21 protein-coding genes are annotated in these 25,282 nt (G+C 49.6%); 9 read left to right on the top strand and 12 right to left on the bottom strand.

Annotation, left to right across the window (positions count from 1 at the left end):
• Window positions 1-4: 4 nt before the first annotated feature.
• Window positions 5-1,033 carry a type 2 isopentenyl-diphosphate Delta-isomerase gene (gene fni / locus LHF31_RS10595; RefSeq protein ID WP_298004633.1) on the bottom strand — a complete coding sequence of 343 codons (1,029 nt, stop codon included), beginning with the start codon at window positions 1,031-1,033 and terminating at the stop codon, window positions 5-7.
• Window positions 1,034-1,209: 176 nt separating this feature from the next.
• On the opposite strand from fni, the gene LHF31_RS10590 reads away from it, so the two are divergent.
• The 4 genes from LHF31_RS10590 to LHF31_RS10575 all read left to right on the top strand — a co-directional run bounded on the left by LHF31_RS10590 (window position 1,210) and on the right by LHF31_RS10575 (window position 4,482).
• A complete protein-coding gene (locus LHF31_RS10590; RefSeq protein ID WP_298004636.1) occupies window positions 1,210-2,172 on the top strand; it encodes a MoxR family ATPase in 963 nt (320 codons plus the stop codon).
• A gap of 13 nt (window positions 2,173-2,185) precedes the next feature.
• Window positions 2,186-3,577 carry a VWA domain-containing protein gene (locus LHF31_RS10585; RefSeq protein WP_298004639.1) on the top strand — a complete coding sequence of 464 codons (1,392 nt, stop codon included), beginning with the start codon at window positions 2,186-2,188 and terminating at the stop codon, window positions 3,575-3,577.
• 83 nt (window positions 3,578-3,660) lie between these two features.
• The gene (locus tag LHF31_RS10580; protein WP_298004642.1) at window positions 3,661-4,119 is read left to right on the top strand and encodes a hypothetical protein; all 459 of its coding nucleotides are present in this window, start codon (window positions 3,661-3,663) and stop codon (window positions 4,117-4,119) included.
• 36 nt (window positions 4,120-4,155) lie between these two features.
• Window positions 4,156-4,482, top strand: a complete 327-nt coding sequence (locus tag LHF31_RS10575) for a YtxH domain-containing protein (protein WP_298004644.1) — start codon at window positions 4,156-4,158, stop codon at window positions 4,480-4,482.
• Window positions 4,483-4,548: 66 nt separating this feature from the next.
• Here LHF31_RS10575 and LHF31_RS10570 read toward each other — a convergent pair whose 3' ends face one another.
• Both LHF31_RS10570 and LHF31_RS10565 read right to left on the bottom strand, forming a co-directional pair.
• Complete coding sequence (locus LHF31_RS10570; protein ID WP_303774211.1) at window positions 4,549-6,177, bottom strand: NAD(P)H-hydrate dehydratase; 1,629 nt, start codon at window positions 6,175-6,177, stop codon at window positions 4,549-4,551.
• Between the two features lie 53 nt (window positions 6,178-6,230).
• Entirely contained in the window at window positions 6,231-6,908 is a 678-nt protein-coding gene (locus LHF31_RS10565; RefSeq protein WP_298004651.1) for a 1-acyl-sn-glycerol-3-phosphate acyltransferase, read from the bottom strand.
• Between the two features lie 100 nt (window positions 6,909-7,008).
• Between LHF31_RS10565 and LHF31_RS10560 the strand changes: the two genes are divergently transcribed.
• Genes LHF31_RS10560 through LHF31_RS10540 form a run of 5 tightly spaced genes read left to right on the top strand, consistent with a single transcriptional unit; the run spans window position 7,009 to window position 13,642 of the window.
• Window positions 7,009-7,626, top strand: a complete 618-nt coding sequence (locus LHF31_RS10560; protein WP_298004654.1) for a hypothetical protein — start codon at window positions 7,009-7,011, stop codon at window positions 7,624-7,626.
• 3 nt (window positions 7,627-7,629) lie between these two features.
• On the top strand, window positions 7,630-8,256 hold the full coding sequence (gene pth, locus LHF31_RS10555) for an aminoacyl-tRNA hydrolase (protein WP_298004657.1): 627 nt from the start codon (window positions 7,630-7,632) through the stop codon (window positions 8,254-8,256).
• On the top strand, window positions 8,257-11,646 hold the full coding sequence (mfd, locus tag LHF31_RS10550) for a transcription-repair coupling factor (protein WP_303774210.1): 3,390 nt from the start codon (window positions 8,257-8,259) through the stop codon (window positions 11,644-11,646). It abuts the gene before it with no gap.
• Window positions 11,624-12,304, top strand: coding sequence for a response regulator transcription factor (locus LHF31_RS10545; RefSeq protein ID WP_298004849.1), 681 nt, complete (start codon window positions 11,624-11,626; stop codon window positions 12,302-12,304). Before mfd ends, LHF31_RS10545 begins: the two co-directional genes overlap by 23 nt.
• Before the next feature lie 3 nt (window positions 12,305-12,307).
• Window positions 12,308-13,642: a cell wall metabolism sensor histidine kinase WalK gene (locus LHF31_RS10540; RefSeq protein ID WP_303774209.1), complete on the top strand. Its 1,335-nt coding sequence runs from the start codon at window positions 12,308-12,310 to the stop codon at window positions 13,640-13,642.
• A 10-nt stretch (window positions 13,643-13,652) separates the two neighbouring features.
• Here LHF31_RS10540 and LHF31_RS10535 read toward each other — a convergent pair whose 3' ends face one another.
• From LHF31_RS10535 to LHF31_RS10495, 9 genes are all read right to left on the bottom strand, one after another.
• Window positions 13,653-15,134, bottom strand: coding sequence for a DNRLRE domain-containing protein (locus tag LHF31_RS10535; protein WP_298009246.1), 1,482 nt, complete (start codon window positions 15,132-15,134; stop codon window positions 13,653-13,655).
• A gap of 57 nt (window positions 15,135-15,191) precedes the next feature.
• Window positions 15,192-16,733 carry a polysaccharide biosynthesis tyrosine autokinase gene (locus LHF31_RS10530; protein ID WP_298009248.1) on the bottom strand — a complete coding sequence of 514 codons (1,542 nt, stop codon included), beginning with the start codon at window positions 16,731-16,733 and terminating at the stop codon, window positions 15,192-15,194.
• A 115-nt stretch (window positions 16,734-16,848) separates the two neighbouring features.
• A complete protein-coding gene (locus LHF31_RS10525; RefSeq protein ID WP_298009251.1) occupies window positions 16,849-18,066 on the bottom strand; it encodes a glycosyltransferase in 1,218 nt (405 codons plus the stop codon).
• Window positions 18,063-19,349, bottom strand: coding sequence for a glycosyltransferase family 39 protein (locus LHF31_RS10520; protein ID WP_298009254.1), 1,287 nt, complete (start codon window positions 19,347-19,349; stop codon window positions 18,063-18,065). Before LHF31_RS10520 ends, LHF31_RS10525 begins: the two co-directional genes overlap by 4 nt.
• Complete coding sequence (locus LHF31_RS10515; RefSeq protein WP_298009256.1) at window positions 19,346-20,539, bottom strand: glycosyltransferase family 2 protein; 1,194 nt, start codon at window positions 20,537-20,539, stop codon at window positions 19,346-19,348. Before LHF31_RS10515 ends, LHF31_RS10520 begins: the two co-directional genes overlap by 4 nt.
• Window positions 20,540-20,547: 8 nt before the next feature.
• Window positions 20,548-21,702, bottom strand: a complete 1,155-nt coding sequence (locus tag LHF31_RS10510) for a hypothetical protein (RefSeq protein ID WP_298009259.1) — start codon at window positions 21,700-21,702, stop codon at window positions 20,548-20,550.
• Window positions 21,703-21,713: 11 nt separating this feature from the next.
• Window positions 21,714-22,625 (bottom strand): glycosyltransferase family 2 protein, encoded by a 912-nt coding sequence (locus LHF31_RS10505; protein WP_303774208.1) that lies wholly within the window; start codon window positions 22,623-22,625, stop codon window positions 21,714-21,716.
• Window positions 22,626-22,631: 6 nt separating this feature from the next.
• Window positions 22,632-24,083: an O-antigen ligase gene (locus LHF31_RS10500; RefSeq protein WP_298009266.1), complete on the bottom strand. Its 1,452-nt coding sequence runs from the start codon at window positions 24,081-24,083 to the stop codon at window positions 22,632-22,634.
• Between the two features lie 4 nt (window positions 24,084-24,087).
• Entirely contained in the window at window positions 24,088-25,281 is a 1,194-nt protein-coding gene (locus tag LHF31_RS10495; protein ID WP_298009270.1) for a glycosyltransferase, read from the bottom strand.
• Window position 25,282: the final 1 nt, after the last annotated feature.

The following is a 25,282-nucleotide window of genomic DNA, read 5'->3' as shown; positions in this document are numbered from 1 at the left end:
CAAATTAATACTCAATCAAAGGGGTTTGGGATAAAGCCGATAAATTCGCCGCGCCAACCCCGAACATGGTAATGCGAATCTCTTCGCGTATTTCTTCAATAAGATGGATGATTGCTTCTGTAGATTGGGTTGCTGCTTTGAGAAATGGTCCTGCCATTCCACCCATGCAGGCGCCCAGGGCAATACATTTTGCAATATCCACCCCCGACTTCAATCCACCGGAAGCGATAACAGGCACCTGGGGAACGGCGTGTTTGACCATTTTAATGGAGTATGCAGTAGGGATGCCCCAATCGCGGAATGCCGCTGCGATTCGCGCCCGCCGTTCGTCTGTCGTCCGGTACATCTCAACCTGGGACCAGGAAGTCCCTCCCGCGCCGGCGACATCAATTGCCGCAACACCGGCATTCACCAGCATGCGCGCTGTCCTTTCAGATATTCCCCATCCCACTTCTTTGCCAATCACCGGAACTGAAATTTTCTTACAGACCTGCTCGATTTTATCAATCAGCCCGGCAAAACGGGTGTCTCCCTCCGGTTGGATGGCTTCCTGTATGGAGTTCAGGTGCAGGATTAACGCATCGGCTTGAATCATGTCCACGGCTCGCTGGCAATGCTCTACAGTGTATCCGTAATTCAATTGCACAGCGCCAATGTTGGCAAAGAGCAGGATGTCGGGAGCGTATTTTCGGATTTGAAATGAATCTCGCCATTGAGCATTTTCCAGCGCAACCCGTTGTGAGCCCACTCCCATGGCGATGCGGGTTTCCTGTGCCGCTTCAGCCAGACGCTGATTGATTTGAGCCGCTTTTTCTGTTCCTCCTGTCATGGAGGAAATGAGAATGGGGGCATTCAATGACTTTCCAAATAAGGAAAGTCGCAGGTCAATATCTTCCAGGTTCAGTTCTGGTAATGCCTCATGAATGAAGAAGAAGCGTTCCAGACCAGTGGTGAGTTCAGAACGGACATCTTCTTCCAGATTGATACGTATATGATCAGATTTTCGCGACTCGGTTGAAGGAAGATGATCCATGGTAAAAGGGCTCCTCAAAGGCTTAAAAAATAGTATACCAGTATGTAAAGGCTTTCACGGAGTTCTGTATAAAAAATGAGTGATTTTTTCTATGAAATTTAGTTTGACAGGGGCTGGAATTCTCGCTGAAATCTTGCTATACTGACTATTGTTATCCAATTAATAAAGGTTTGCTTATGACACACTTTACTTCCCCAAACATGTTGAAAGACTCGCTCTTAAACCAGAAATACCTTGCCAGTGATGAACTGGCTACAGTGGTGTATCTGAGTTTACAGTTGGAAAAACCCATCCTGGCGGAAGGTCCTGCAGGAGTAGGAAAAACGGAACTGGCAAAAGTATTGGCAAACGCGATGGGCAGAGAATTGATTCGCCTTCAATGCTACGAAGGGCTGGACGAGACCAAAGCCCTTTATGAGTGGGAATACGCCAAACAGTTGTTATATACACAACTTTTACGGGAGAAACTCTCTCAGACCCTTTCCGATGTCTCCACTTTACGGGAAGCCGCTGATCGTCTCGAAAAAGAAGAGGATGTGTTCTTTTCCATGCGCTTTTTACTCCAGCGTCCGTTGTTGAAAGCCATCCTCAGCGAAAAACCGGTTGTCCTGTTGATTGATGAAATTGACCGCGCAGACGCTGAGTTTGAAGCCTTCTTGCTTGAAGTGCTGAGCGATTTTCAGGTTTCCATTCCGGAATTGGGTACATTAAAAGCCGTGCATATGCCTGTAGTTGTACTCACCAGCAACAACACCCGTGAGTTAAGCGAAGCCCTCAAGCGCCGGTGTCTTTATTTGTACATTGATTACCCCACATTGGAGCAGGAACTTCAGGTGATTCGTCTCAAAGTGCCCGAGTTATCGCCAAAACTTGCCCGTCAGGCGGTGGAACTGGTTCAACGTTTGCGGACAATGGACTTAAGAAAATCCCCCTCGGTGAGTGAAACACTGGACTGGGCAAAGGCGCTTGTGGCACTGAATGCCAGTGCGCTTGATCAGCAAACCCTGGAAACCACCCTGAGTGTTCTGCTGAAACATGAAGCCGATTTGCAACGCGCCAGACAGCAATTCTTTGCTCGCCCATCCAGAGATCAACGCAGTGAAACGGATTCCTTTCCTTCTGCTCCCTGGAGAAATTAAACAAAGGTGTCAGATGGAACGCCGAATTGTTGAATTTATCGCCGCTTTGCGTGCCAGCGGGGTGCGCATCAGTCTCGCAGAAAGCGCTGACGCTTTTCGGGCTGTAGAGTGGTTAGGTGTGACGGATCGGGAAACCTTTCGGTTGACGCTTCGAGCAACACTGGTCAAGGATGCTCAGGATTTCCCGACGTTTGAACGGCTCTTCCCCATGTTTTTCCAGAACAGCGATCCCCCGCCTTTGCAAAATATCCTTGAAGGATTGAGTGAATCCGAAGCCAAAATGCTGGCAGAAGCCTTGAGAGCCTTCAATCTCCGTTTACGCGAGATGCTGGAGCGCCTCCTGGAAGGCAAACCCCTTTCTTCACAGGATTTTCAGGAACTGGATAACTGGTTCAATCCTTCCCACTTTACAGATTTGCGTTACCAGAATTATCTGGCAAGGCAATTAGAAAACGCCCTGCAATTTCCCGAATTGCGTCAGAGTATTCAGGAACTGGTAGAGTTGCTTCAACAATTGGGAATGAACCGCCAGCGGGTTGCACAGATCCAGAAAGCTCTGGAAGAGAATCGCCGCGCTCTGCAAGAACAAATCCGGCAATTTGCGGGACAGCAAATTCTACAGAATATGGCGGAGAATCCGCCTCAAAAAGGCAACGCAAGTCTGGTGGATCGTCTTTTTCAAAATTTAACTGAAGCCGAGACACGCCAACTCCGTGAAGAGGTCCGCCGCATGGCTGCTGCTTTGCGAACCCGTCTGGCGTTGCGTCTGCGCCGGGCAAAGGATGGACAGTTTGATCCAAAGGCAACGATCCGCGCCAATCTCCAGCATGGAAGTATTCCGATCGAACTACGTCATAGAGACCACACTCTTAAACCCAAACTGGTGATTCTCTGTGATCTCAGTACCTCCATGCGTTACTGCGTGGAATTTTTTCTCACGTTCATTTCGATGGTGAGAGATCAGATCCGCAAATCCCATTCTTTTGCCTATATTGATCATCTGGAATATATCTCTCCGGATTTTGAGCGCATGGCACCCAATCAAGTTATCCAGCAGGTGTTACGCCGTATGCCACCTGGCTATTACAATACAGACCTGGGGAATGCCCTGGAGTCGTTTGCCGCCGGTTATATGGATTTACTGGATCACCGCACGATTTTGATTGTACTGGGAGACGGGAGAAATAATTTTAATCCTCCCCGTGAAGATTTGTTTCAGAAGATGGCGAAACGCGCCAGGACCTGCGTGTGGTTAAATCCCGATCCGCTCGCGTTATGGGGCACAGGAGATTCAGACATGCCCCGTTATCTCCCGTTTTGTGATTTAGCCTTTCAGGTAAGCAATTTACGTCAATTGTCGGATGCCGTTGATCACTTGCTGTGTCATCCTGTCCGGGGTGGTTAAATTGGGTGAAAAATCCCCCTTTTCTCGCAAAAGATACCCTTTTTTGAAGGGTGTACTCTCCAGGATGATGTATAATAAAGTGTATGAGTGAATTTTCTCCTGAATCTCCCTCGCAGGAAATACCGTCTGAAACCCTCCCGTCAGCGCCCGCGGATGTGGAGAAGAAATCTGGCGTACCGATAGGGCTGATCATTGCGGGAGTAGTTTTGCTTGCCGGACTGATTGCCGGCGCAGTCTTGCTGATTCAATCGGATAATGAGACGACTGCCCGTGTGCGGGATGTCTTTATTATCTTTATGGCGCTTGAATCGCTGGTCATTGGGGTTGCCCTGGTTATCTTAATTGTCCAACTGGCGATTTTGATTAACCTGATCAATCACGAAATTCGTCCCATCATTCAGTCAACCAATCAAACGGTGAATACCCTGAAAGGGACGGTTACTTTCTTAAGTGACAACCTCAGTGAGCCGGTGATCAAGTTAAACGAGTATCTTGCGGCAATCCGCAAATTCACAGAGATTTTGCGAATGACTCGCAAGTAGTCCACAGTTGTGCAAAATGCACGAAAGGAGTTTCATATGTCGGATCGAGATGAATTCGGCGCGTTCCTGATTGGTTTTGTTGTTGGCGCTGTTACCGGCGCGGTGGTTTCTCTGCTTTTCGCCCCTCAGAGCGGTGAAGAGACCCGTGTGCTTATCAAAGAGCGCGCGATTGAACTGGCGGATAAGGCTTCTGAAACCGCTCAAACCGTTAGCAAGGAAGTTGAAACGCGCACAGAAGAGTATTTAAGCAAAGCCGAGGAACTGGCAAAGAAAGGGCAAGCCGTTCTGGAAGAGCAGAAAGCCAAAGTGACTGAGGTTGTTCAGAACGTTGTTTCCAAACCCAAAGGGGAAACTCCCGTTTAGGATTTCTGGTTTTCTTTCAGTAATGCCTGAAACCGCCCACAGGTTACTAGCCTGTGGGCGGTTTTTTTAGCCTTCTTTCCAGACCCATTCCAGTACAGCAGGGATGGCTTTACACACATCTGTAGCCTGAACGGAAGCCGGATGTCCAGTTTCCTGCGCGGCAATCAATCCTGCCTGTGCATGGATCCATGCGCCTGCGCAGGCGGCTTCGAAACTGTCCATCCCTTGCGCCCGGAGGGCGGTGATGATCCCTGCCAGGACATCACCGGTGCCACCGTGTGCCAGTGCGTTTGTGGCAATGGGGATATACCCCAGCCTGCCATCCGGGGCAGCAATGACCGTAAATGCGCCTTTCAAAACCACAATCTGATTCCACTTTTGCGCAAATTCCAGCGCCGTATTGATTCGGTTGGCTTGAATCTGGCTGGTGCTTAAACCGGTAAGCACTGCCATTTCACCGGGGTGAGGCGTGAGAATGCTGTTGGGTGGAAGCAAGGTTTGCCAGTTCTCAATTTGAGATAACAATTTCAATCCATCGGCATCGAGAATCAGAGGTGGTAGGGAGCGGTGCGAAGGTTTCCGGGCAGATAAGTCTTTACTGGATAAAAACCCCATTGGACGCTCTTCCGGGATTTTCTCATTGGCTTCCAGTATGCGTTGCAGGAATTTCTGGGTATCGGGCTCCAGTCCGAACCCGGGACCGATGAGAAGTGCAGTGGTCCGCTGGAGTGATTTGAATAACACAGAGGCTGCTTCCGCAGCAATAAACCCCTTTTCTTCGGGGAGAGGAACCCAGGTTACATTCCAGTTGCTCCCTGCAATCACGGCATGGACGGAAGCAGGCACAGCAACTTGAACCAGTCCAACACCGCTCCTTCCCGCGCCTTCGGCAGCGAGCATGGGCGCTCCGCTGTAGGAAAGGCACCCGCCGCAAATCATAGCGGTTCCAAATGTACCTTTGTGCCCTTCCACTGGTCGGACAGGCAATCGGGCGCTGACCCATTCCTCGTCAATCACTTCTCTTTGAACACCTTCCCATGAAGAAAGTCCAGAAGGCAACCCGATATCAATCACCTGAATTTCGCCAACAAGAGAAAATGCCGGATACTTTATCAATCCAATTTTCACGCCCGCCATACAGGCGGTAATTTCTGCCGGGATGCACTCGGGTGCTGCTTCTCCACTGTCACAATCTACCCCGGAAGGACAATCCACAGCCACGCAGGGTGGACGATTGGGCAAATTCTTCACATGGGCAAGCACACGGGCAACCTCTTCCTGGAGAGGCAGGCGGATTCCGGTTCCAAGTACACCGTCAATCAGAACCGTTGAACCTTCCAGCCATGCATTCAAACGGGCAAAGGAGGGATCCTCCCACGCCAGGGCAATTTCTCCACCGCCATTCAGCACCTTTTCAACGAGAGGATCGCCAGCGGGACGAGGGCGTACCAGATATGCCAGAACCTTCCAGCCTGCTTTTGCCAGCCAGTGCAACGTCACAAGCGCATCGCCGCCGTTATTTCCTGATCCCACCAGTGCGAGCGCCTGGAGGTTTTCTTCATATCCATACAGCGAGTGCACCAGTTGCGCTACTCCCGTGCCAGCACGCTCCATCATTTGGGCGTAAGTCCATCCTTTTGCATTTGCTTCGGCTTCAATTTCCCGCATTTCCGATACTGTAACCAGTTTGCTCATGGCTTTCCTCCTTTTGCAGTTTCATTATATCGAAGGACTATGTAAGGTAGATTCTATCTTTTCAGTAATCGGGAGATGTTTATCTCAAGTTCCAGAGCCAGTCTCTTCATGTCTTCCCTGGGAGATTGAAGAAGCGGAAAAACCAGTGGGTCGCCCAGAACAATGCTCTTTTTAGAAGGTACGATTGCTATGGGAATTACCGGAAGGCGTTTGCCCGTTTTTCGTTCATAAAGCACACACAGCCACAGGAAGCCACTCATAAAAGGGCGCATTCCTGTTTGGGGGTTGATGGGGAGCAGAGGATCCTCTGGAAAGATCAGCAGTGCCTTGCCCGTCTCTAACAATTCCATACTGCGACGAAACGCTCCACTAAAACGCACGTCATAGCGATCTACTGCAATACAGCCGAGACCTTGCAGAAGGGGCAGGGCTATTTTAGCAATTGCCTTTGCCAGGAACCACCCAAAGGTTCCCTTCAGGTGCAGGGTGGTGGTAATAAAATCCTGATACAGGTAAGGGACAATCCGTTGGGGGTCCAGCATATCCACCACAATCCAGGGGTAAACCCGGCGAGGGAGCGATAAGACGCATTGAACAGGTCCGGTGGCACCACAATGGTTGCCTACCAGTAGCACAGGTTCTCCATCTGGTAGAGAGGTTGTCCCATCACAGGAATATCGAAAAGGCTTTCCCAACAGACGCAGAGCGTGATACAGGCGGTCGTGAGACATGGGTCCAGTATAGTCTATCCCTTAAGGAAAAGCACGCCTTTGCCGTCGAGTCAAAAAATTTGCAGGTTCTCTGGCTTCATGATAAACTTTACATTTGCTTATGTTCAAAATAATCCTCTGGCTTGTTCGTTGGTGGATGGTGCTTGTGGCTGGCTGGTTTGTGCCTTTAGCACAGCAAGTCATTGTGGATACGCCACGCCCTGGGGAGGCTGTTCAGGGGCAGGTTACCATTGCAGGCAACGTTGACCTGGAAGGCTTCCAATCGTACGAGGTTTCTTTTGCCTATCAAAGGGACGATACCAACACCTGGTTTCTGATTGACAAAGGGGATCAAATTGTCCGTGGGGGGACGCTGGCAACCTGGGACACAACTACCATTACCGATGGACAATACCGTATTCGCGTGAGGGTGTATCTCTCCGAAGGCAGGATGGCTGAAACCATCGTTCAACAGGTACGGGTTCGAAATTACACCCCCATTGAAACCAGCACACCGGTTCCTCAGGGCGCAGTAGGTTCGCAAAAGACCATCACCGCTCCCGGCGATTACACCCCTTCTGGCGTAGAAGGACAGGGCACTGTGCCTGCCAACCCGCTGGAAATTTCATCCGATAAACTTCAACGTTCGTTCCTCTTAGGAGGAATTGTAGCAATTGGGCTTTTTATCCTTTTGGGAGGATATTTCCTGTTACAGGTTCTTTTCCGGAAAGGGGGATAATCCATGTTTCAGCGGTTGTTTCATCATTCTCAAACAGACGAACCGCTCAAGCCTTTTCTGATTGTGGGATTGGGGAATCCCGGGCGAGAGTATCGAGAAAATCGTCACAACGCCGGTTTTATGTTCATTGACCGCCTTGCCAAAGCCCTGTTAATCACCCCGGGGCGGGTGCAATCGAAAGCCCTCATTGCTACCGGTCAATATGCTGGCAAACGTCTGATTCTGGCAAAGCCTCAAACCTATATGAATCTTTCGGGTCAATCAGTAAAAGGGCTGGCGCAGTTTTATAAGATCCCTCCGGAACAAATTCTGGTTGCTCACGATGACCTTGACCTGCCATTGGGAACCCTGCGGCTTCGCCCGGGAGGCGGATCTGCAGGCCAGAAAGGGGTCAGTTCCATCATTCAGCAACTGGGGACTGCTCAGTTTTGTCGTTTGAGGATTGGTATTGGTCGTCCGCCAGGTCAGATGGATCCTGCGGCGTATGTGTTGCAGGATTTTTCCGAAAAAGAAAAGGAAATTCTGGATGAAGTGCTGGATCGCGCGGTTAAAGCCGCTTTGCGTTACGTAGAAGCCGGCATTCAGACGGCAATGAATGAGTTTAATGGTTCAGGAAAAGAAGGGACATAAGTGCTCGATTCGATTCGTTCCCTTAAGGCTTATCGGAGTCTTTTAGAAGATCTGCGGGCTGGATTGCCCTTGCCCGGTTTAGCCCTGATGCGCTCTGCCAGAATCCCGCTGGCAGAAAGCCTGCGAGAAGATTTACAACGCCCTGTTTTTTTGATCACCGACCGTGCCGACCATGCCCTGTACTGGTTTGATGAATTGTCCTTCTGGGCAAAAGATTTGCCGGTCTATCTGTTCCCGGAACCTACACCGCTCTTTTATGAGCCCGCGGCCTGGGGGGCACAGGTTCGCAGGGATCGAATTCAGGTGCTTACTTTACTGGCGAAATACGCCATTCCTGGCGTACCCAAACCGGAGATCCCCCCGTTGATTGTTGCCCCAATCCGGGCAGTAATGACCCGGACGCTCTCAAGGCGGGAGTTTCTCAAAGCAAGCAAACCCATTCGCCAGGGACAAACCATTTCTCTGGAGCAATTAAAGCGCTGGTGGGTGCAAATTGGTTATCAATCCATGGATACGGTGTTAGAGCCGGGGCAGTTCTCACATCGGGGTGGAATTCTGGATATCTGGCCTCCCGCTGAGGCGTATCCTGTGCGGTTAGAATTCTTTGGCGATGAAATTGAAACCCTGCGTACATTTGATCCGGCTACCCAGCGAAAAATTCAACCGATTCAATCGGTATTGATTACTCCAGCGCGGGAGGTCCTGCCAGGGAAAGCCAGTGAATTGAATCTTTCTCTTCAGGATTTAGACGAGTTCTATTTACCCGTTGTGCACTCCACGCCTGCAAGTGTGCTGGAATTTCTCCCGCAAAATGTCCTGATAATTCTGGATGACCTGGATTTACTGCAAACTTTCAGCAATGAAATTGAAGAACAGGCGATAAAAACCCGTCACGATAGCCTTGCAGAAGGCATTCTGGAAAAAGATTTTCCCGTTCCCTATATCTCTTTTTCTGAAATCAGGGAAATCCTCAGCGCGTACCCCTGGATTGAGTTGGGACGTGGCACGGCGACAGAAAATTCGCCTCTGGCAGAGGCTTTCCAGCCCGGACCTCGTTTTGGTGGACGACTGAAATCCTTTGTGGACTTCCTGCTCTCAGGATGTGCGGACCGTCAGAAATTTTTCATCCTTTCCCGCCAGGTAGGGAGGATTCGTGAAGTCTGGCAAGAACAAACTGAACAAAACCCGGTTTCTTGCCAGCCAGAATTTCTGGAAGGTACTTTAAGTGAGGGCTGGGTGCTTACCCTTGATGATGGTCAACAGGTCTACCTGTTTACTGATAGCGAGATCTTCGGGTGGGATCGTCCTCAGCCGAGAGGTCGGGCGCGTCAGGCAGTTTATGCCCCTGAATCGGAGTACACCGACTTTAAAGTGGGTGACTACATCGTTCATGTGGATTACGGTATCGGGCGGTTTGCGGGCTTAAGCCGTCGAACAGTAGATGGCATTGAACGGGAGTATTTAGCCATTGAATACGAGGGTGGAGACACCATTTTTGTCCCGGTATATCAGGCAGATCGTCTCACCCGCTATATAGGTCCCAGCGGCGAGACTCCCTCTCTGACCCATTTAGGCGGGAGCGAATGGGCTTCGGTGAAACAGCGGGTACGAGAGTCGGTGCTGGAAGTTGCGCAAGAATTGCTGGAATTGTACGCCAAACGACAGGTAGCCAGAGGGCATGCGTTTTCTCCGGATACAGTCTGGCAGAAAGAACTGGAAGCCAGTTTCCCCTATATTGAGACGGAAGACCAGATCAAAGCCATTCAGGCGGTCAAGCAGGATATGGAGCGTTCCCGTCCCATGGATCGGTTACTGTGTGGAGATGTGGGGTATGGAAAAACGGAAGTGGCACTTCGCGCTGCATTTAAAGCAGTTATGGATGGAAAACAGGTTGCCATGCTGGTGCCGACAACGGTGCTTGCTCAGCAACATTTCGAGACGTTTCGCCAGCGCCTGGCTCCCTTCCCGGTCATGGTGGAAATGCTCAGCCGCTTTCGCACCCCAAAAGAACAGGAACGCATCCTTCAACATCTTCGGGATGGCACGATTGATATCATCATTGGAACCCATCGCTTGCTCCAACCTGATGTAGCCTTCAAGGATTTGGGTCTGGTCATCATTGACGAGGAACAGCGCTTTGGCGTTACCCATAAAGAATACTTCAAGAAACTTCGCACCGAAGTGGATGTGCTGACCCTGACTGCCACCCCCATCCCCCGCACACTGTATATGGCATTGACGGGGGTAAGAGACATCTCGCAGATCAATACTCCCCCGGCTGAGCGCTTGCCCATTATCACCCACATCGGTCCATATTCACCCCGGCTGGTGCGGCAGGCGATTTTACGTGAAATTGAACGCGGTGGGCAGGTGTTCTTTGTTCACAATCGTGTGCAAACGATTCACGCGATGGAAAGGCATCTCCAGAAATTGGTGCCGGAAGCCCGGATTGGAATCGCTCACGGGCAAATGCCTGAAGAGGCTCTGTCCCGTGTCATGATGGCATTTACCCGCGGCGAACTGGATGTGCTTCTGTGTACTTCAATTATCGAATCCGGCTTAGATATTCCCAATGCCAACACCCTGATCGTCGATCGCGGAGACACGTTTGGTTTGGCGCAACTGTATCAACTCCGCGGGAGAGTGGGCAGGGGAGCGCAACGAGCCTATGCTTACTTCTTCCGCCACCGCAAAAAAGCGCCCACCCCTGAAGGACAGGAACGCCTGGAAATTATTGCTGAGAATACGCAACTGGGTTCAGGGTATTCTATTGCCATGCGGGATCTGGAAATGCGCGGCGCTGGAGAACTGCTTGGCACCCGTCAGCATGGCATGATTGCCGCGGTTGGCTTTCATTTATACACTCGTTTACTGGCACAAGCCGTACGCCAGATTCGCGAGGTCAGTGGAATTTCTGTTTCTCCCGAAGAGGAATTAAAAGGGGGCATCTCCAATCCTGTTAATGTAGATTTGCCCCTGGCAATGGGTATTCCGGTCTCTTACATCCCTGATCAAAATCTTCGGCTGAAACTCTACCGGCGCCTTGCGGATGTGGAACGGGAAGATGAACTGGATGCGCTGGAAGAAGAATTCCGGGACCGCTTTGGTCCAATTCCTGAGCAGGTGAAAAATCTGATTTACCAGATGCGGATAAAACTGTATGCCCAAAAAGCCGGATTGTCTTCTGTCTCTTTTGAGGGCGATCAGATTGTCCTTCGTTTTCCGCCTTTGCCTGAAGGTCTCTCTGAACGAGGACTTCCTCCCCTTGGACGCGATATTCGAGCAGGGAAAAACGCGTACTGGCTCCAGGTACAGGATGAAACCTGGAAAACAAGGTTGCTGGAAGTGCTGAAAGGGATTGGGGAACATGTCTACCGTATTGCTCATTGAGGATGAAACAGAACTCGCCAGAGTGGCACAATCTTATCTGGAGAAGGCAGGATTTCAGGTCATCGTTGCTTCCCGTGGCGATACCGGCTTGACCTCATTCAAACAGCATAAACCCGATCTGGTGTTGCTCGACCTGAACCTCCCGGGAATGGATGGTCTGGATGTTGCCCGGGAGATCCGCCGCCAGAGCGATGTCCCGCTCATTATGGTCACTGCACGGGTGGAGGAAACAGACCGTTTGATTGGACTGGAACTGGGGGCAGATGATTACATTGTCAAGCCATATTCGGTTCGAGAACTGGTTGCACGGGTGCGCGCGGTCTTAAGGCGTTTCAACCGTGCTGCAGGTGGTTCTCAAATCCTCCATGAAGGAGATTTAGAGGTGGATTTGGATACTCACACCGTCAGAAAGGGAGAAAGCGAAATTTCTCTGACCCCTACAGAATTCCAGTTGCTTTCGACGCTGATGATGCAACCCGGACGGGTATTTACCCGGATGCAATTATTGGAATCCCTTCAGGGGGTAGCCTATGAAGGGTATGAACGTACCATTGATGCCCATATTAAAAACCTGCGAGCCAAAATTGAGGACGACCCTCGCCATCCCCGGTATATTGAGACGGTTTTTGGGGTAGGTTATCGTTTCCGCAAGGGGTAAACCATGAGGGTGAAATTGCTTCTTTCGTACGGGCTGGTTGCGGTTATCACCGCGCTCAGTGTCATTCTCATCTTTCAATACACATCTATAGGGGAATTACGATCTTTCATGCTTAGAGGGGGAATGGTCGGAGTGGAAGATCTGGCAGGTACCCTGGAAGAATACTACCAGCAGAATGGCGGCTGGGAAGGGGTAGAAGCCTTATTGCCTGGCGGGCGCGGCATGGGAAGAATGATGATGGGATCCAGTATTCGCGTAGCCGATAAAGCAGGGAAAATTGTTGCGGATACCCAGGGGGTGTCGGGGAAGAGGATTTCTCTTCTGGATCGCTCCCGTGCAGTGATTCTGAGGGATGCCCAAAACCGCATTATCGGGTATTTGCTGGTTGAAGGCGGGATGATGAGTGGACAGAACAGTGCTCAACTCCTCAATCGGCTCACACAGGCAAGTATCTGGGCTGGAGTCATTGGCGGCATTACGGCTGTTGTGCTGGCACTGATTTTATCCAATCTGTTCCTGTCACCTTTGAAAGCATTAATTCAGGCATCTCAACAAATGGCGGCGGGGAATTTGTCTGTTCGGGTACCTGAAAAAGGTAAAGATGAACTGGCGCTTCTTGCGCGGGCATTCAATCACATGGCAGACTCTTTGCAAAAGGCAGAAAATAATCGCAAAGCCATGACAGCGGATATCGCTCATGAATTGCGCACCCCCATTGCCGTTCAACGCGCCCATTTAGAAGCCTTACAGGATGGAATCTATCCTCTTACCCCTGAGAATCTCCAGCCGGTTCTGGATCAAACTGAATTTCTGGCTCGGCTGGTCGAAGATTTGAGGATGCTTGCTTTAGCCGATGCAGGGCAAATTCCGCTGGAGAAGCGGGAAATCTCGCCCGTTCATCTGGCGCAGAAGGTCTATGAACGGTTCCGTCCCGAGGCAGAAGGAAAATCCATTCAATTACAGATAGTGAATGAACTTCCCGGGATTGTACCGGCAGTTTGGGGAGATGAACAGCGGATCGAGCAAATCTTAAACAACCTGCTGAGTAATGCCCTGCGCTTTACCCCCGAAGCCGGAAACATTCGTCTGCGATTGCTTCAGGATGGTAATTTCATGGCTTTTGTGGTAGAAGATACGGGACCTGGCATCGCTCCCGAAGATTTACCCTTCATTTTTGAACGGTTTTACCGCGGGAATCGCAACCTCTCCCATGAAGGTACTGGTTTGGGATTAGCGATTGCGCGGCATCTGGCGATTGCTCACGGAGGTTCACTGGAAGCCGGAAATCGTCCGGAAGGCGGCGCCGTATTCACCTTGCGTCTTCCATTGTCCTGCTAAGGATCATCGCTTAGGGTGCAGGGTCTCCGTAAATAATTTCCAGCGTTGGACGGGATGCCTCCAGGTCTGGACGATTCGATGCCCAAAAGTACTTTCCACTGTGACGGGCAGAATCGGAGGAGTACAATACCAGTCTCAAGGGCTCGCCTTTCTGGTAAGACCTGAGCAGTGCCGGGGTGATCACCCATTCGCGGCGGACCCCCATATCTCCGGGGTAACTGAGCAGGGGAGGAACGTACACGGCGGCATAATTTTCCAGGGCTAACGGGGCGTTATTCCATGTTAGAGTGCGTTCATCCCATTCTTTCTCAGCCAGCATGACATGAATAAGAGAGTCTTCTGCTTCCCCGGGTGCACCAGAATTGCCAAAATGGTGCAGAATCAGTTTTGCCGAGACGATGACTTTTCCTGTTGGGATTGCGTTTAGGGGAAAAGTCACATAATATTTGGCAAAGCAGGGCCAGTCGGCAACATCCATTTGATTCTGGATGTTGAACTGGGTGTTATTCACTGTCCGGTTTGCGTAGAAACTCTCTGGCGTGTCTCCCCAGGTGCCGAAGAAATCAGTACCCTCTCCGCAAACCGTGCTGCCTCCTACACTGGCATCGGGGACTTTGGCGGCGTTCCAGCCTTCGCGGATGATCAGGGTGGTCTGATTAATAGAAGATGGCGGAGTATAAATGGGTAAACCAAACCCAAGTGTTCCCCACGTAGCAGGCACGTTCAGGTTTCCGTTGGGGGGCCACTGTTGGGTGTGAAGAGAACTGCTGGCGTCATCGCGGTCATGTAATATCACGGCCATTCCCCAGGTTGTTCCCGTAGCCGGTTTTTGGCTGATACCAAGGCTGGTGTACGGGATGGACACTTCAATGAACCAGCCGCGGTTGTCTTTGCTGGTCTGGTTGTAACCCCCTTCTCCCGCATATGCCAGCCGGATATCAAATGGGATGGTGGCATTGACCCATTGCTGTCCATTCCACCGGTAGGATGCCATGTATGAGGATTTATTCAGGTAATTGGGATGACTTTGGGCAACGAACTGGTAAGAACTGGTATCCAGATTGTTCCCATTCGCTCCTGAAGTCTTAAGAAAGACCTGGATGGCGTCAAACCGGGTTAATTCTTCGGTGGTTGGAGTGGTATCATACCAGAGCATGCGATCGAAAACCTCAAAATGCAGTTTCAAATTTTGATCGCCATAGCCAACCCGTACATCCACATAATTTTCGGTGCGATTAACTTTACCAAACCAGAAGATTGAGGCGGGGACCAGCCAGGTCTCATCGGGCAGAAAACGGGCGTTAATCCGGTAGCGGCTTTCTTCCGGTCTCATCACAGTGGGGAGAAAGATGGAGAAAGAAGATTGCCCGGATGGATTTGTTGAGGATGGAAGGGGGACTTCCTGGGTACCCTCGTTACCCTCGGGGTAGGGTTGTGCCGCACAGGAGGCAAATAACAGAAACACGAAAAAAATAAGGAGGATGTTTTTCATCCTCCTTATCATGTGTCAAAAACGAGAAAAAATCAATGAAATTTTTCCCTGCAAAGGTTAAGATTTCTTTTTATTTTCGTAAGGGTAATACCTGCTGTAATAGGATTCTTTTTTGGGAACACGATTCAATGCTACCCAAACCCTGGTAAGATTTAACTGAGCAATTTGTTCCTTTACGGCTTTGATGGCATCTTTGCGGGTATATCCCGGTCGAATGACCAGAAGAAGCCCGTCCACCTTCGTGCTGAGAATTGAGGCGTCGGCCAGAAAGAAAGGAGGACCATCAAAAATGACCATATCCGCCATTTGGGTTAAGGTTTCAATGATTTCCTCCATTTTCCGCGATCCCAGCAGGTCGGCAGTATCTTCGGGAAGTTCTCCAGAAGGAATAAGCATGAGGTTTTCTCCAATCCATGGATGAATGACCTCCTGAAGACTTTTTCTTCCCAGAAGAACATCGCTTAATCCTTCATGATTATCGTATTGAATAGCCTGGTGCATGACCGGACGATGAAAATCGGCATCCACACAGATGACTTTGCGATCCCGTTGAGCCATCACAATTGCCAGATTGGTCACCACAACGGACTTTCCCTCGGATTTCCCTGCGCTACTGACAAGTAATGAGCGGATAGGGTAATCCTTCTGAAGCATGTCCAGATTGTTTCTTAACACCCGGAAGGAATTGGTGACCGGTGCTCTGGGTTCTTCCAGTGCGTATTTCCAGGTATTGGCTTCGGGCGGAAATTCAATAATCTCTCCAAGGACAGGGTACGATACCAGCCTTTTGGCTTCTTCAGGCGTTTTCACCGTATCATCAAGAAATTCGATGAGATATGCCGAACCTGCCGCCAGGACCAACCCCAACCCTGATGCCAGGAGGATGCCTGCCAACCGATTCGGACCCACCGGGCTGGTGGGTAACTCCGCTGGTTCGATCACAGTGAGGGCATTGGTTGCTCCCTGTTGGGTATTGGACAGAAGCGCGGCATAGGTGGACTGTAAATTATTCAAACGGTTTTCCAGGAACTGGATCTGTGCCTGAACTTCAGAAATTTGACGGGCGCTGGTCAGATTGCTTAGTTGTGTCTGTAAACTTTCCAGTTCCTTGCGAGTCTCTTCAATTTGCGTGCGCACGATTTGTAATTGATTCTGGAGGAATTCGCGGTCCTGGTCGCTGTTCCCGTCCAGAGAGGGACTGCGATTCATCAGTTGCTTTGCCAGTTCGTTGGCAACCACGGTTGTTCTCACCGGGTCGGTATCGGTTACCACAATCTCAATCAGGGTTGAATTGGGTAAGGCGCGCACAGTGTACTCCGGCAGAAAATCCAGCCCTAACGCCTGCATGGTCGCCTGGCGGACAGGTTCCCTGTAGGCAATATCGGCATAAATTCCTGCCAGAAGTTGCTGTAGATAAAATTCCCCTCCACTGGGATTGGGGGCATTGAGGGTATTTCCTACCATCAAGGTCGTACGTACCTGATACACAGGGGGTTGACGAAGTGAATATACATAACTCGAGATGGCAGCCAGAACGGTAGCAACCACGAGCAACCACCACCATTTCTTGAGCGGGGTAAGATATTCTATGATGTTCATGCGAGATCCTTATCATTTCTAGAGGTTCTTTTCAATTGTACGTGAAGAAGCGTTCTTTGTCGCCTGGCATTGACATTAATATGGGTAACTGTAATTCAATTTCAACACGTCAGCCTCATCGCCTGTGGCTTTGGGGTTGATTTTCAATGACTTTTTCATAAACCTCTTCAAGGTTTTGGGCAACTGCGTTCCAGGAATGGTATTGTTCGATGTATCTGCGCCCACATTGCCCAATTTCCTCACGCACTAAGGGGTTGTTTAATAAGAGTAATATCTTTTCGGCAAATGATTGGGGGGACTCGGCAACCAGCAAGTCTTTCCCATCCACACTGTTTAATGCCTGTACTGCCTGTGGGCTGGCTACTACAGGGGTTGCGCATGCCATGGCTTCCAATACCTTGTTCTGAATCCCCGCGCCATAGGTAATGGGGGCTACGGCAACGGTGGCGTGTTGAAGATAGAGCCGGATGTCAGGCACTTCCCCTGTTACGGTAATGCGTGGGTCTTGGGCGAAGGACTTAATCGTTTGAGGTGGATCTTTTCCTGCGATAATCAACTTTACTTTTGGACGCTCATTCCAGACCAGAGGCATGATGTCCTGCACAAGATGGATAACCATGCTGATATTGGCGTGGTAACTCATCTTTCCGCTTACGACAATCTCCTCCTGGTGGCGTTGCTCGGGTGCTCCAGGGGTAAAGAAGTCCAGATCTACGCCATTAGGCAACACACTGATCCGTTCTGGAAATTTCGGCTTTAAATTCAGAAAGGCTTGTCGGTCTATGGGAGAGGTTACCAGAGTATGATCGAACTGCTCACATAACCATCTTTCGTAAGCCGGGGTACGGAACAGTTCTACGGAGGTAATCAATCGACTCGAGGCTTTAACCGCTTTTTTTCGTGCCTGACGGAACAGATGGCTGATGTTATCCACGCTGTCCCATACCACTGGAAGGGTGGTTCCGTTGCGCAACGCTATGCCCACCCTGGCTCCGCGGAGGTGCTCCACATGAATCACATCAAAATGGTCTTCGGCGATGAGCGTCTTTAATTGCCTTACCAGAGAAGCATTCCAGGAATACACAGCTTGCAGGGGGTACCGGCTGGGTAAATACAGGACGCAGTTTATCAGTGACTGCCATTTTGACATAGGGGAAAAAACAACACGGGCGCCTTCAGAAGCCAGTTTCTGCAGGTCTTCATGGTCGGCTGGGTGGGTAACCAGCGAGGCTAAAGTGACGGAATGCCCTCGATGGAGTAAAGCCCGAATCAAGTTGTACGGGCGTACCCGCACCAGATTGGGAGAATAAGGAACGTAGTAGAGAATGTTCATGTTGTCAAAGGTTTTTTTAAGGCGAGGGCAGAAAGGTGATCAAAGACCAGCCCGGCAAAGATGAGACAGACGGCATCTACGGGTAAGCGGTATCGAATCAATGTCCATGTGAGCACATGAATACCGGTATACACGAGCGAGAACAGGAGCAATAAGCCGATAGAGGAGGCAAAGAAAGTTGAAAATTTGCGATAGGTACTCTTAACAGCCAGTGCCATCCCTGTCAACATGAATGGAAACAGCACTCCAAAACTGAACACGCGGGTCAGATTGCTGATCAGACCAGAGTCCCTGTGGGGGAGAAAATCAAAATACGGAGGGATGCGGCTGAGAGTCAATAACAGATAGCGAATGGGATCATCCAGCACATATTGTATACCAAGACCGAGCAGCGCTTTGTCCAGAGCGGCTTCGTTCAGGTGGAGCAATTCTTCAGGAAGGAGGGCTAGATATTCTTCTTCGCTCAGAATAGGGATGAATTTTGTCCCGTAGTATGGGTGATTTCCCCAGAAGAATGCATATCCTGAATTGGTATTGAGCAAAACCACTTCACCAAATCGCTCATAATTGTACAGGGTGAAGGGAAGAATCATCCCCAAAAGAATACCCAGGGGGATGATCACATGTGCCCATCTTAATCCAAGGCGTTCCTGTTTATTTTTAAAGGCGATCCACAAGAACAGGAAAGGCAAAAATAAAAGAAATAACTGGCGTAGCAACACTGCAATTCCAAAAATCAGCCCCAGCAAAATAGATATTCGAGTTTGCTGGTTGGCTGATTGAGAGGATTGGGCCAGTTGGATGGAAAGTGCCAGTACCCCTAAAATGGCTGTAATGTAAAATGGTTCGGTCATCAAAGTACCGGCGTAGTAAATAAAGTAAAGATAAACTGCGTTGAGAAAGGCTGCCCACAGCCCTACGGTATGCCCGAAAATTTTCTTTCCGATCCAGTATGTCAACCAGGGCTGTAAAATTCCCACGATGATTGCCTGAAGGATTCGGGCGATTATCGGCTGTACTCCAAAAAGGGCGTAAATACCCGCCAGGTAGAAGGTATACAGGAAACTCCAGTGAGCAGTCGGTTCGCCTGCCCGTGTAGCAGGCCACCAGGCGCGATCAAAACTAAAGCCATGGCCCTCAATTACCCGGATGGCGAGATGATGATAGGATAACTGATCTGAAACACCGGGCAAGGCTTCCACGGAATTACCCAGGTAAACAGCCACTCCAACTCTCAGGATGACGGCTAAGGCACAGATCCAGAAAAGCGCAGATCGTTTCATTTTCCTTGTCCATGTGCTGTTCTAATCCATTCGACAGGTTTTCGGCTCAGCCGTGCCTGAAGAGCCAGAAGAGTTCTCCAGAGAATAAACAAAGGTCCTGTCAGAATGGCGAGGTAGGCTTTAAGCGGCGCTCTTTCGAGGAGAAGCCCTCCAAACGGATAAATAAAGAGTCCTCCCACAAGTCCTATCCATGCAGTGAGGAGAGAAGAAGGCACAGGTTGTCCTGTCCACCCAACGATCAGGGTCAGTGCCAGAAAGAACGCAGCAATGACGGTCAGGGTGGAGTAGGAGGGAAAATAAGCCTGGAATGCCCCTTCTAAAATTGCCACATCACGCCGGCGAAGTCCTTCCTTGAGTAAAACAGGTGCAAGTGTCTGGCTGGCGTCGCGCGTTCCCCTCAACCAGCGGGCACGCTGTGCACGGGCTTGTTGCCAGTTCAGGGGAGCCTCACCGAGCCCAATGGCTTCGGGTTCGTATTCGATTCGTATGCCTTCCAGTAAAAGACGTTGACGCAACTGATAATCTTCGGTTAACCCTTCACCCCAGCCCAGTTTACGCAGGATGTCCGCCCGGAAACAAATAGAATCTCCCATGTGCTTGGCTGAACATCTCAGATTATTCCTTCCGAGGTTCTGGTAGCGGTTGTCGATCAGGAACATTGCCCAGGTTAACAACGGGAACCATCCATCGTTTTCATTGCGAATGCGGTGCTGTCCCTGCACAACCTGAGCCCCGTTTCTGAGGCGAACATCCATAACTCTCAAGAATTTTCGGTCAACGTTGGTATCCGCATCAAATATAACCACGGCTTGAATGGATGAATCCTCAAAGATTTTGTTGAACAACCATGAAAGTGCCGCACCTTTTCCAGAGCGGGGTCCTTCATTGCGCTCAAAAACCACTGCCCCTGCATCACGAGCCTTTTCGGCTGTTCGATCCTTACAATGGTCTGCCACAATAAAAATAGAATATAAATGCGGGGGGTAATCCAGTTCACGAAGTCGTTTGACTGTTTCGGCAATGACGGCTTCTTCATTGTGAGCGGGAATAGCAAGGGCAAAACGGGTTTGTGGTTGTTCCTTCTCCCAGGCATATCTGGGAGGAGCAGGAATTGAAGCAATTGCCAGCACGCACCAGTAAAGCGCTGGTATCAGCAGAATTATCCAGATAATCCAAAAAAGAAGTGTCATAAGGGTATCTATCCGCGGTAAGTTAAGAATCGCTGTGCGTTAGGATTTTCCTGAACAGTACGCAGGGCATCAACAAAAAGTTTGCATGCCCAGCCAGGATACTTGAATCGCTCGTATTTCCCATAAATGGGGAAAGAACCCGCAATGCCTCCCTGAATTTGAGGGTAATCTGCTTTCAGGTATTGTGTCCTGCAAACGAACTCCAGAAATTTTTTTGCCGCCATTTCATATTGGGTAGCATTGAATTCCTTTGCCATGCACATCCATAGTTTGCTCATCTGGGCGTTGCCCGTCAGGCAAATGGGTTTTTCCGTAATTTTCCAATGCTCCCCAAATGCCCCCGCCAGCGATCTGTTGGGATGTTGATGTTTTAATAATGCATCAGCGGTTTTCTTTGCCGCATGCAAAAGACGTTCATCGTTTATGATTTTGCCGCAGAAGAACAGACCTTCGGCGGTATATGCCAGTGAGTGGGTAAATGGTGACTCTGTTGCCCGAAAGCCGCAGTGGGCAAACCACCCATCTGGTTGTTGATTCTCAATTACCCAGCAAAGATTGCGGAGAGCCGCTTCATAATATTCTTTTTCCCCGGTGATTTTATTTAATTCCAGTAATGCCCAGTCAACTCTGGCATCAATCACTTTGGAATATCCAGGGTGTTGATGTCTTACCCAAAAGCCGTTCATGGATTGCTGGTTCACCAGCCAGTTTCCAGATTGCATGGCGGCATCCAGGAAAAGAGAGTTTCCTGTATGAAGATACGCTGAAATCCACCCAAATATTGCCTGTCCAGTGTCAAAAATTACCGGAAATGGATGTTGTTCTCTTTCCCAGTAGTAAATTCCCCCGTCTCTGGTGCGGTAATTCAGCAGGTGTGTTGCGCTTTCCAGTGCCAGAGACTCCCAGGCAGAATCTCTGGTCAGCAGGTAAATATTTAGAAAGGTGGGGATCGTATGTCCTGCAATTTCCGGGTACAACGGATGCCATTTTCTTCTGATCAGTTCATTTCCTTTGAGCAACCCTTTATTGCCTGCCGCTAAGGTGGCTAATTGAAGCCACTTTAATGCGAATTCCAGATGATGCTTCCAGCCTCGTTTTTGTGAGGATAAAACACCTCCTCTTATTATGGGTATCCAGTCGTGAAACGATTTTCCTGGAAGCATAATCCCCCTGGTTACATCACTGCAAGTTGTTTGAGCAGTTCTTTATAGTTTTCTATATTCTTTCTGAAATAATCAGAAGATGGCTTGAAAACACTTGTTAAAGGTCCCAGCCAGATTCTGACCAGGGCGCTCAGTCGAATGACCTGTTTATAACGCCGGGCTTCCTTTTCGCCAAAGTATTTTCGAATGAACATGATCTTGCTTCGGTACAGCCAGAGAAACATTTCTCTGGCGGTTTGGCGAGTGCTTTGTCCCCCAAAATGGGTAATGACGGCTTGGGGAACCCAGAACAGTTTCCAGCCCTTTTGGTGGATACGATAACACAGGTCAACTTCTTCCGTATACATGAAATATTCCGGGTCTAATAACCCAACCTCATCCAGAACTGTCCGCCGCAAAATCAGGCAGGCTCCCTGGAGGCTTTCCACTTCGCGCTCTTGATGTCGTTCCCAGTGGTTCATATTGTAGGTGCCATAGTGCCAGAATACGTCAAGGTGGAAAAGACGCCAGAATTCCTTCCTCACGGTGGGAAATGGCATGCAGGAATGTTGCATTTTACCGTTTGGAGATAGATAAAGCGAACCAGCCCCACCTGCTTCAGGGTGGGTGTCCATGAATTGCACCAGCGTTTGTAAGGGGTGCGGGTGAATGATTGTATCAGGATTGAGCAACAGCACGTATCGTCCGGTGGACTGGCGGATGGCTTGATTGTTTGCAGGAGCAAACCCCACATTCTGAGTATTGGCAATCAGGTTGACTTGGGGAAAGCAACTTTGTACCATTTGAATGGTCTGATCACTGGAAGCATTATCCACTACCCACACTTCAAAAAGACAATTGGGAGGATTTTCAAATATGGACTGAAGACATTTTTCCAGATAAGAGGCTACATTCCAACTCACAATGATAATCGACAGATCCATAAAACCTCATTTGTTTTCATTAACCACGCGAAAGTGCTGTTCAAGCGCTACCAGCGCCCCCATGAAGAACCAGCCGAGAATACTTGCTCGAAAGCCGTTAAAACCCACATTGTATATAAAGGGAATGACCCAATCGCCAAACATTCCTGCCACAATCGTACCGATAGTGCCGCCAAAAATGCCATACACTAACCCTTTGGCAAACCCTTCCGGTACTCTTGTCATCATGCGTAACCCTAACATAGATTGTTCGACCATGAACCAGATAAACAACCCTAACCCTACAATACCTGTCTGTACCAGTAAATCAATGTAATTATTGTGAGAATTGAACTGTACATAGTATCCACGGATGGGGAAAATGGGGGTGTAGAAGTAATAATTGGCAGGTCCCAGGCCAAAAACCGGGTTAACTTGAACCATTTTTAACAGGATTTCCCAGGCCTCTGTTCTGGTCACCAGACTGTATTCGTTGCCACCCATGACTGTTGTTTGCAAAGTGGGGAAAGTGGCAATAATACCAATGATAGCCATCAACCCGATGAAAACTCTGGTACGCCGAAACCCCACAAAAATGATTGCGCTGGCGCCGAGGATTGGGGGGAGCCATCCAGAGGTCCATTCTCGTCCGATAATGAGAGAATTGTAGAAGAAAGCCACGAGCAATCCTCCCAATCCAACTTTTAGCAGCAGGGGCATACGGTGATTGAAAATGAGTTGTCCGGTGCTGATGCTGAGAATCCACACCCAAAACAGGCTCCCCGTTGCGCCTGGTTCAAAGAGACGAACGACGGGATAAACAAGGGAATAATAGTTATTTGTAAATGGACGCAAAATCAAATAGACCGCTCCAACTCCCAGGAATACAATTACTGCCCATTTGAGCGCAGGAAGGGATAAACGATGAGCGGCGACAAGGTAGGTTAACCCTGCCAGTACATACATCATCATGCCGCCAATTTGAGACGCCAGAGATGCTTGCGGCATATTGAACCAGGGCAGTTGACCAAATCCCAACGAAACGACCGAAGCAAGCATGAGCAGAAACAAAGGCAGGATAGGTCTGGACTGGATGATGTTAATCTTCTTGCGAATCACAATCATCTCGAGCACCCATAATCCAGCGCATACCAGCACGATAAGAATCCCTGCGTTGAGATTGGACTGTGTTCCAGTCCCGATTCCAAAAGGCACCATTAAGGCGACAGGGATGATCAGTAAGGTTGCCAGTGCGGGATTTGCCAGCAAAAGAGCCAGTCCGCCTATCCCCAAAGTAGCAAAGATAACCATTTGAGGCAGGCGGTGTTTCCCGATGGCATAACGGGGGAGTAGAAACAGATATCCCGCCAGACCGAGGAACACAAAAAGCCGAATCAACCGTGTTCGGTTTTCATCCAGCCAGTCTTGCAGAGGGCTGAGATCCAGTTTGAGCCACTTTTGAGAAAAGCGAGGAAACATGCAATTAACCTCTTTCTTCTTTTTTAGAGGAGGTAATCTCATCCAGCATCTGTTGATAAAGAGGCAGGATCATATCCCAGTCATATTGGTTTTGGACGAATTCGAAGGCAGAATGGGCAATCTGTTCACGAAGAGCAGGACTCTGGCAAATCTGAATCACCGCGTTAGCAAAATCTTCAGGGGTGTCGGCAATAAGCAGGTGGACATGGGAGATTGCACCCAGTCCTTCTGCGCCTTTTGTGGTAGCAACGACAGGAGTGTGCAGTGCCATTGCCTCAAGGATTTTCAACCTGGTTCCCCCTCCTGTTTGAAGGGGCGCAATGGCTACCCATGCAGAGGCAATCCACTCTCGAACATCTTCCACCACTCCTGTCTGAATCACATTGGGATTGGAAGGAATGCTTTTCCCGGCAGGATCGCCCGTAATGATCAGTCGAACATCCGGAATCTGTGCCTGAATCAGAGGGAGCACCTGTGAAATAAACCAAGCCATGGCTTCGTGGTTGGCAGAATATCGAAAGGATCCTGTGAAGATGATCGTATCTGGCTTGGGGAGGGCAACAGTAGAACGGTAATCTTTAAGCGATACCCCGTTGGAAATCACCACCACCCGATCTTTTTGGGGGACAAGCGGCGAGAGGTAATTTTTCTCTTCCTGAGAAACAACTGTTATTCGATCAAACTCGTGAAACAGACTCTGGAGATAAGCCCGATATTTCCACCATGTCAGGGAATGTCTGATTTTTCTTGGAAGAGATGAACTCCGGGCTTTCTGGATAAATACACCCACCTCGGCTTCTTCCAAAATTTTGGGGATTCCCTGGATTCTCCGGGTATAAGGCGCCATGATGGTCTGGCTGGCGATGATTACATCATAAGTTTGACTCTGAAGGCAGTCTCTGACCATTTTTTCCATTTCTTTTGAGTAAGTGTCCAGAACCCAGCGGGGGGTAGGATGAAAGAAACCCAGTAAGGACCGCCAGTGGGTGGGACGGAATTCCTTCCAGGGTACGGTATGAATCCTCTGGCAAACAGCGGAGGCTGAAGAAAGGTCAGGATTGCCCTCGTCTGGTTCATAAAAAGAAAGCAGGGTAATGGAATGATTCTGGCTCAAGTACCGCAGAAGATTGTAAATCCTCAATTTTGAACCGTTATTGGGGGGAAATGGAAACCATCGGGATAAGAATAAAATTCGCATA

This window comes from Anaerolinea thermophila (assembly GCF_020723905.1).
In the GTDB taxonomy this organism is placed as follows: domain Bacteria; phylum Chloroflexota; class Anaerolineae; order Anaerolineales; family Anaerolineaceae; genus Anaerolinea; species Anaerolinea thermophila_A.
This window is presented reverse-complemented; position numbering and strand designations above follow the sequence as displayed.

What these genes read in the sequence shown, in the direction of transcription:
- LHF31_RS10540 (WP_303774209.1), top strand. Translation starts at nt 12,308, where the DNA reads ATGAGGGTGAAATTGCTTCTTTCGTACGGGCTGGTTGCGGTTATCACC.
- fni (WP_298004633.1), bottom strand. Translation starts at nt 1,033, where the DNA reads ATGGATCATCTTCCTTCAACCGAGTCGCGAAAATCTGATCATATACGT.
- LHF31_RS10505 (WP_303774208.1), bottom strand. Translation starts at nt 22,625, where the DNA reads ATGGATCTGTCGATTATCATTGTGAGTTGGAATGTAGCCTCTTATCTG.
- LHF31_RS10590 (WP_298004636.1), top strand. Translation starts at nt 1,210, where the DNA reads ATGACACACTTTACTTCCCCAAACATGTTGAAAGACTCGCTCTTAAAC.
- LHF31_RS10580 (WP_298004642.1), top strand. Translation starts at nt 3,661, where the DNA reads ATGAGTGAATTTTCTCCTGAATCTCCCTCGCAGGAAATACCGTCTGAA.
- LHF31_RS10515 (WP_298009256.1), bottom strand. Translation starts at nt 20,539, where the DNA reads ATGACACTTCTTTTTTGGATTATCTGGATAATTCTGCTGATACCAGCG.
- LHF31_RS10535 (WP_298009246.1), bottom strand. Translation starts at nt 15,134, where the DNA reads ATGAAAAACATCCTCCTTATTTTTTTCGTGTTTCTGTTATTTGCCTCC.
- LHF31_RS10560 (WP_298004654.1), top strand. Translation starts at nt 7,009, where the DNA reads ATGTTCAAAATAATCCTCTGGCTTGTTCGTTGGTGGATGGTGCTTGTG.
- LHF31_RS10525 (WP_298009251.1), bottom strand. Translation starts at nt 18,066, where the DNA reads ATGAACATTCTCTACTACGTTCCTTATTCTCCCAATCTGGTGCGGGTA.
- LHF31_RS10570 (WP_303774211.1), bottom strand. Translation starts at nt 6,177, where the DNA reads ATGAGCAAACTGGTTACAGTATCGGAAATGCGGGAAATTGAAGCCGAA.
- LHF31_RS10575 (WP_298004644.1), top strand. Translation starts at nt 4,156, where the DNA reads ATGTCGGATCGAGATGAATTCGGCGCGTTCCTGATTGGTTTTGTTGTT.
- LHF31_RS10565 (WP_298004651.1), bottom strand. Translation starts at nt 6,908, where the DNA reads ATGTCTCACGACCGCCTGTATCACGCTCTGCGTCTGTTGGGAAAGCCT.
- LHF31_RS10495 (WP_298009270.1), bottom strand. Translation starts at nt 25,281, where the DNA reads ATGCGAATTTTATTCTTATCCCGATGGTTTCCATTTCCCCCCAATAAC.
- LHF31_RS10520 (WP_298009254.1), bottom strand. Translation starts at nt 19,349, where the DNA reads ATGAAACGATCTGCGCTTTTCTGGATCTGTGCCTTAGCCGTCATCCTG.
- LHF31_RS10510 (WP_298009259.1), bottom strand. Translation starts at nt 21,702, where the DNA reads ATGCTTCCAGGAAAATCGTTTCACGACTGGATACCCATAATAAGAGGA.
- LHF31_RS10585 (WP_298004639.1), top strand. Translation starts at nt 2,186, where the DNA reads ATGGAACGCCGAATTGTTGAATTTATCGCCGCTTTGCGTGCCAGCGGG.
- LHF31_RS10500 (WP_298009266.1), bottom strand. Translation starts at nt 24,083, where the DNA reads ATGTTTCCTCGCTTTTCTCAAAAGTGGCTCAAACTGGATCTCAGCCCT.
- pth (WP_298004657.1), top strand. Translation starts at nt 7,630, where the DNA reads ATGTTTCAGCGGTTGTTTCATCATTCTCAAACAGACGAACCGCTCAAG.
- LHF31_RS10530 (WP_298009248.1), bottom strand. Translation starts at nt 16,733, where the DNA reads ATGAACATCATAGAATATCTTACCCCGCTCAAGAAATGGTGGTGGTTG.
- LHF31_RS10545 (WP_298004849.1), top strand. Translation starts at nt 11,624, where the DNA reads ATGTCTACCGTATTGCTCATTGAGGATGAAACAGAACTCGCCAGAGTG.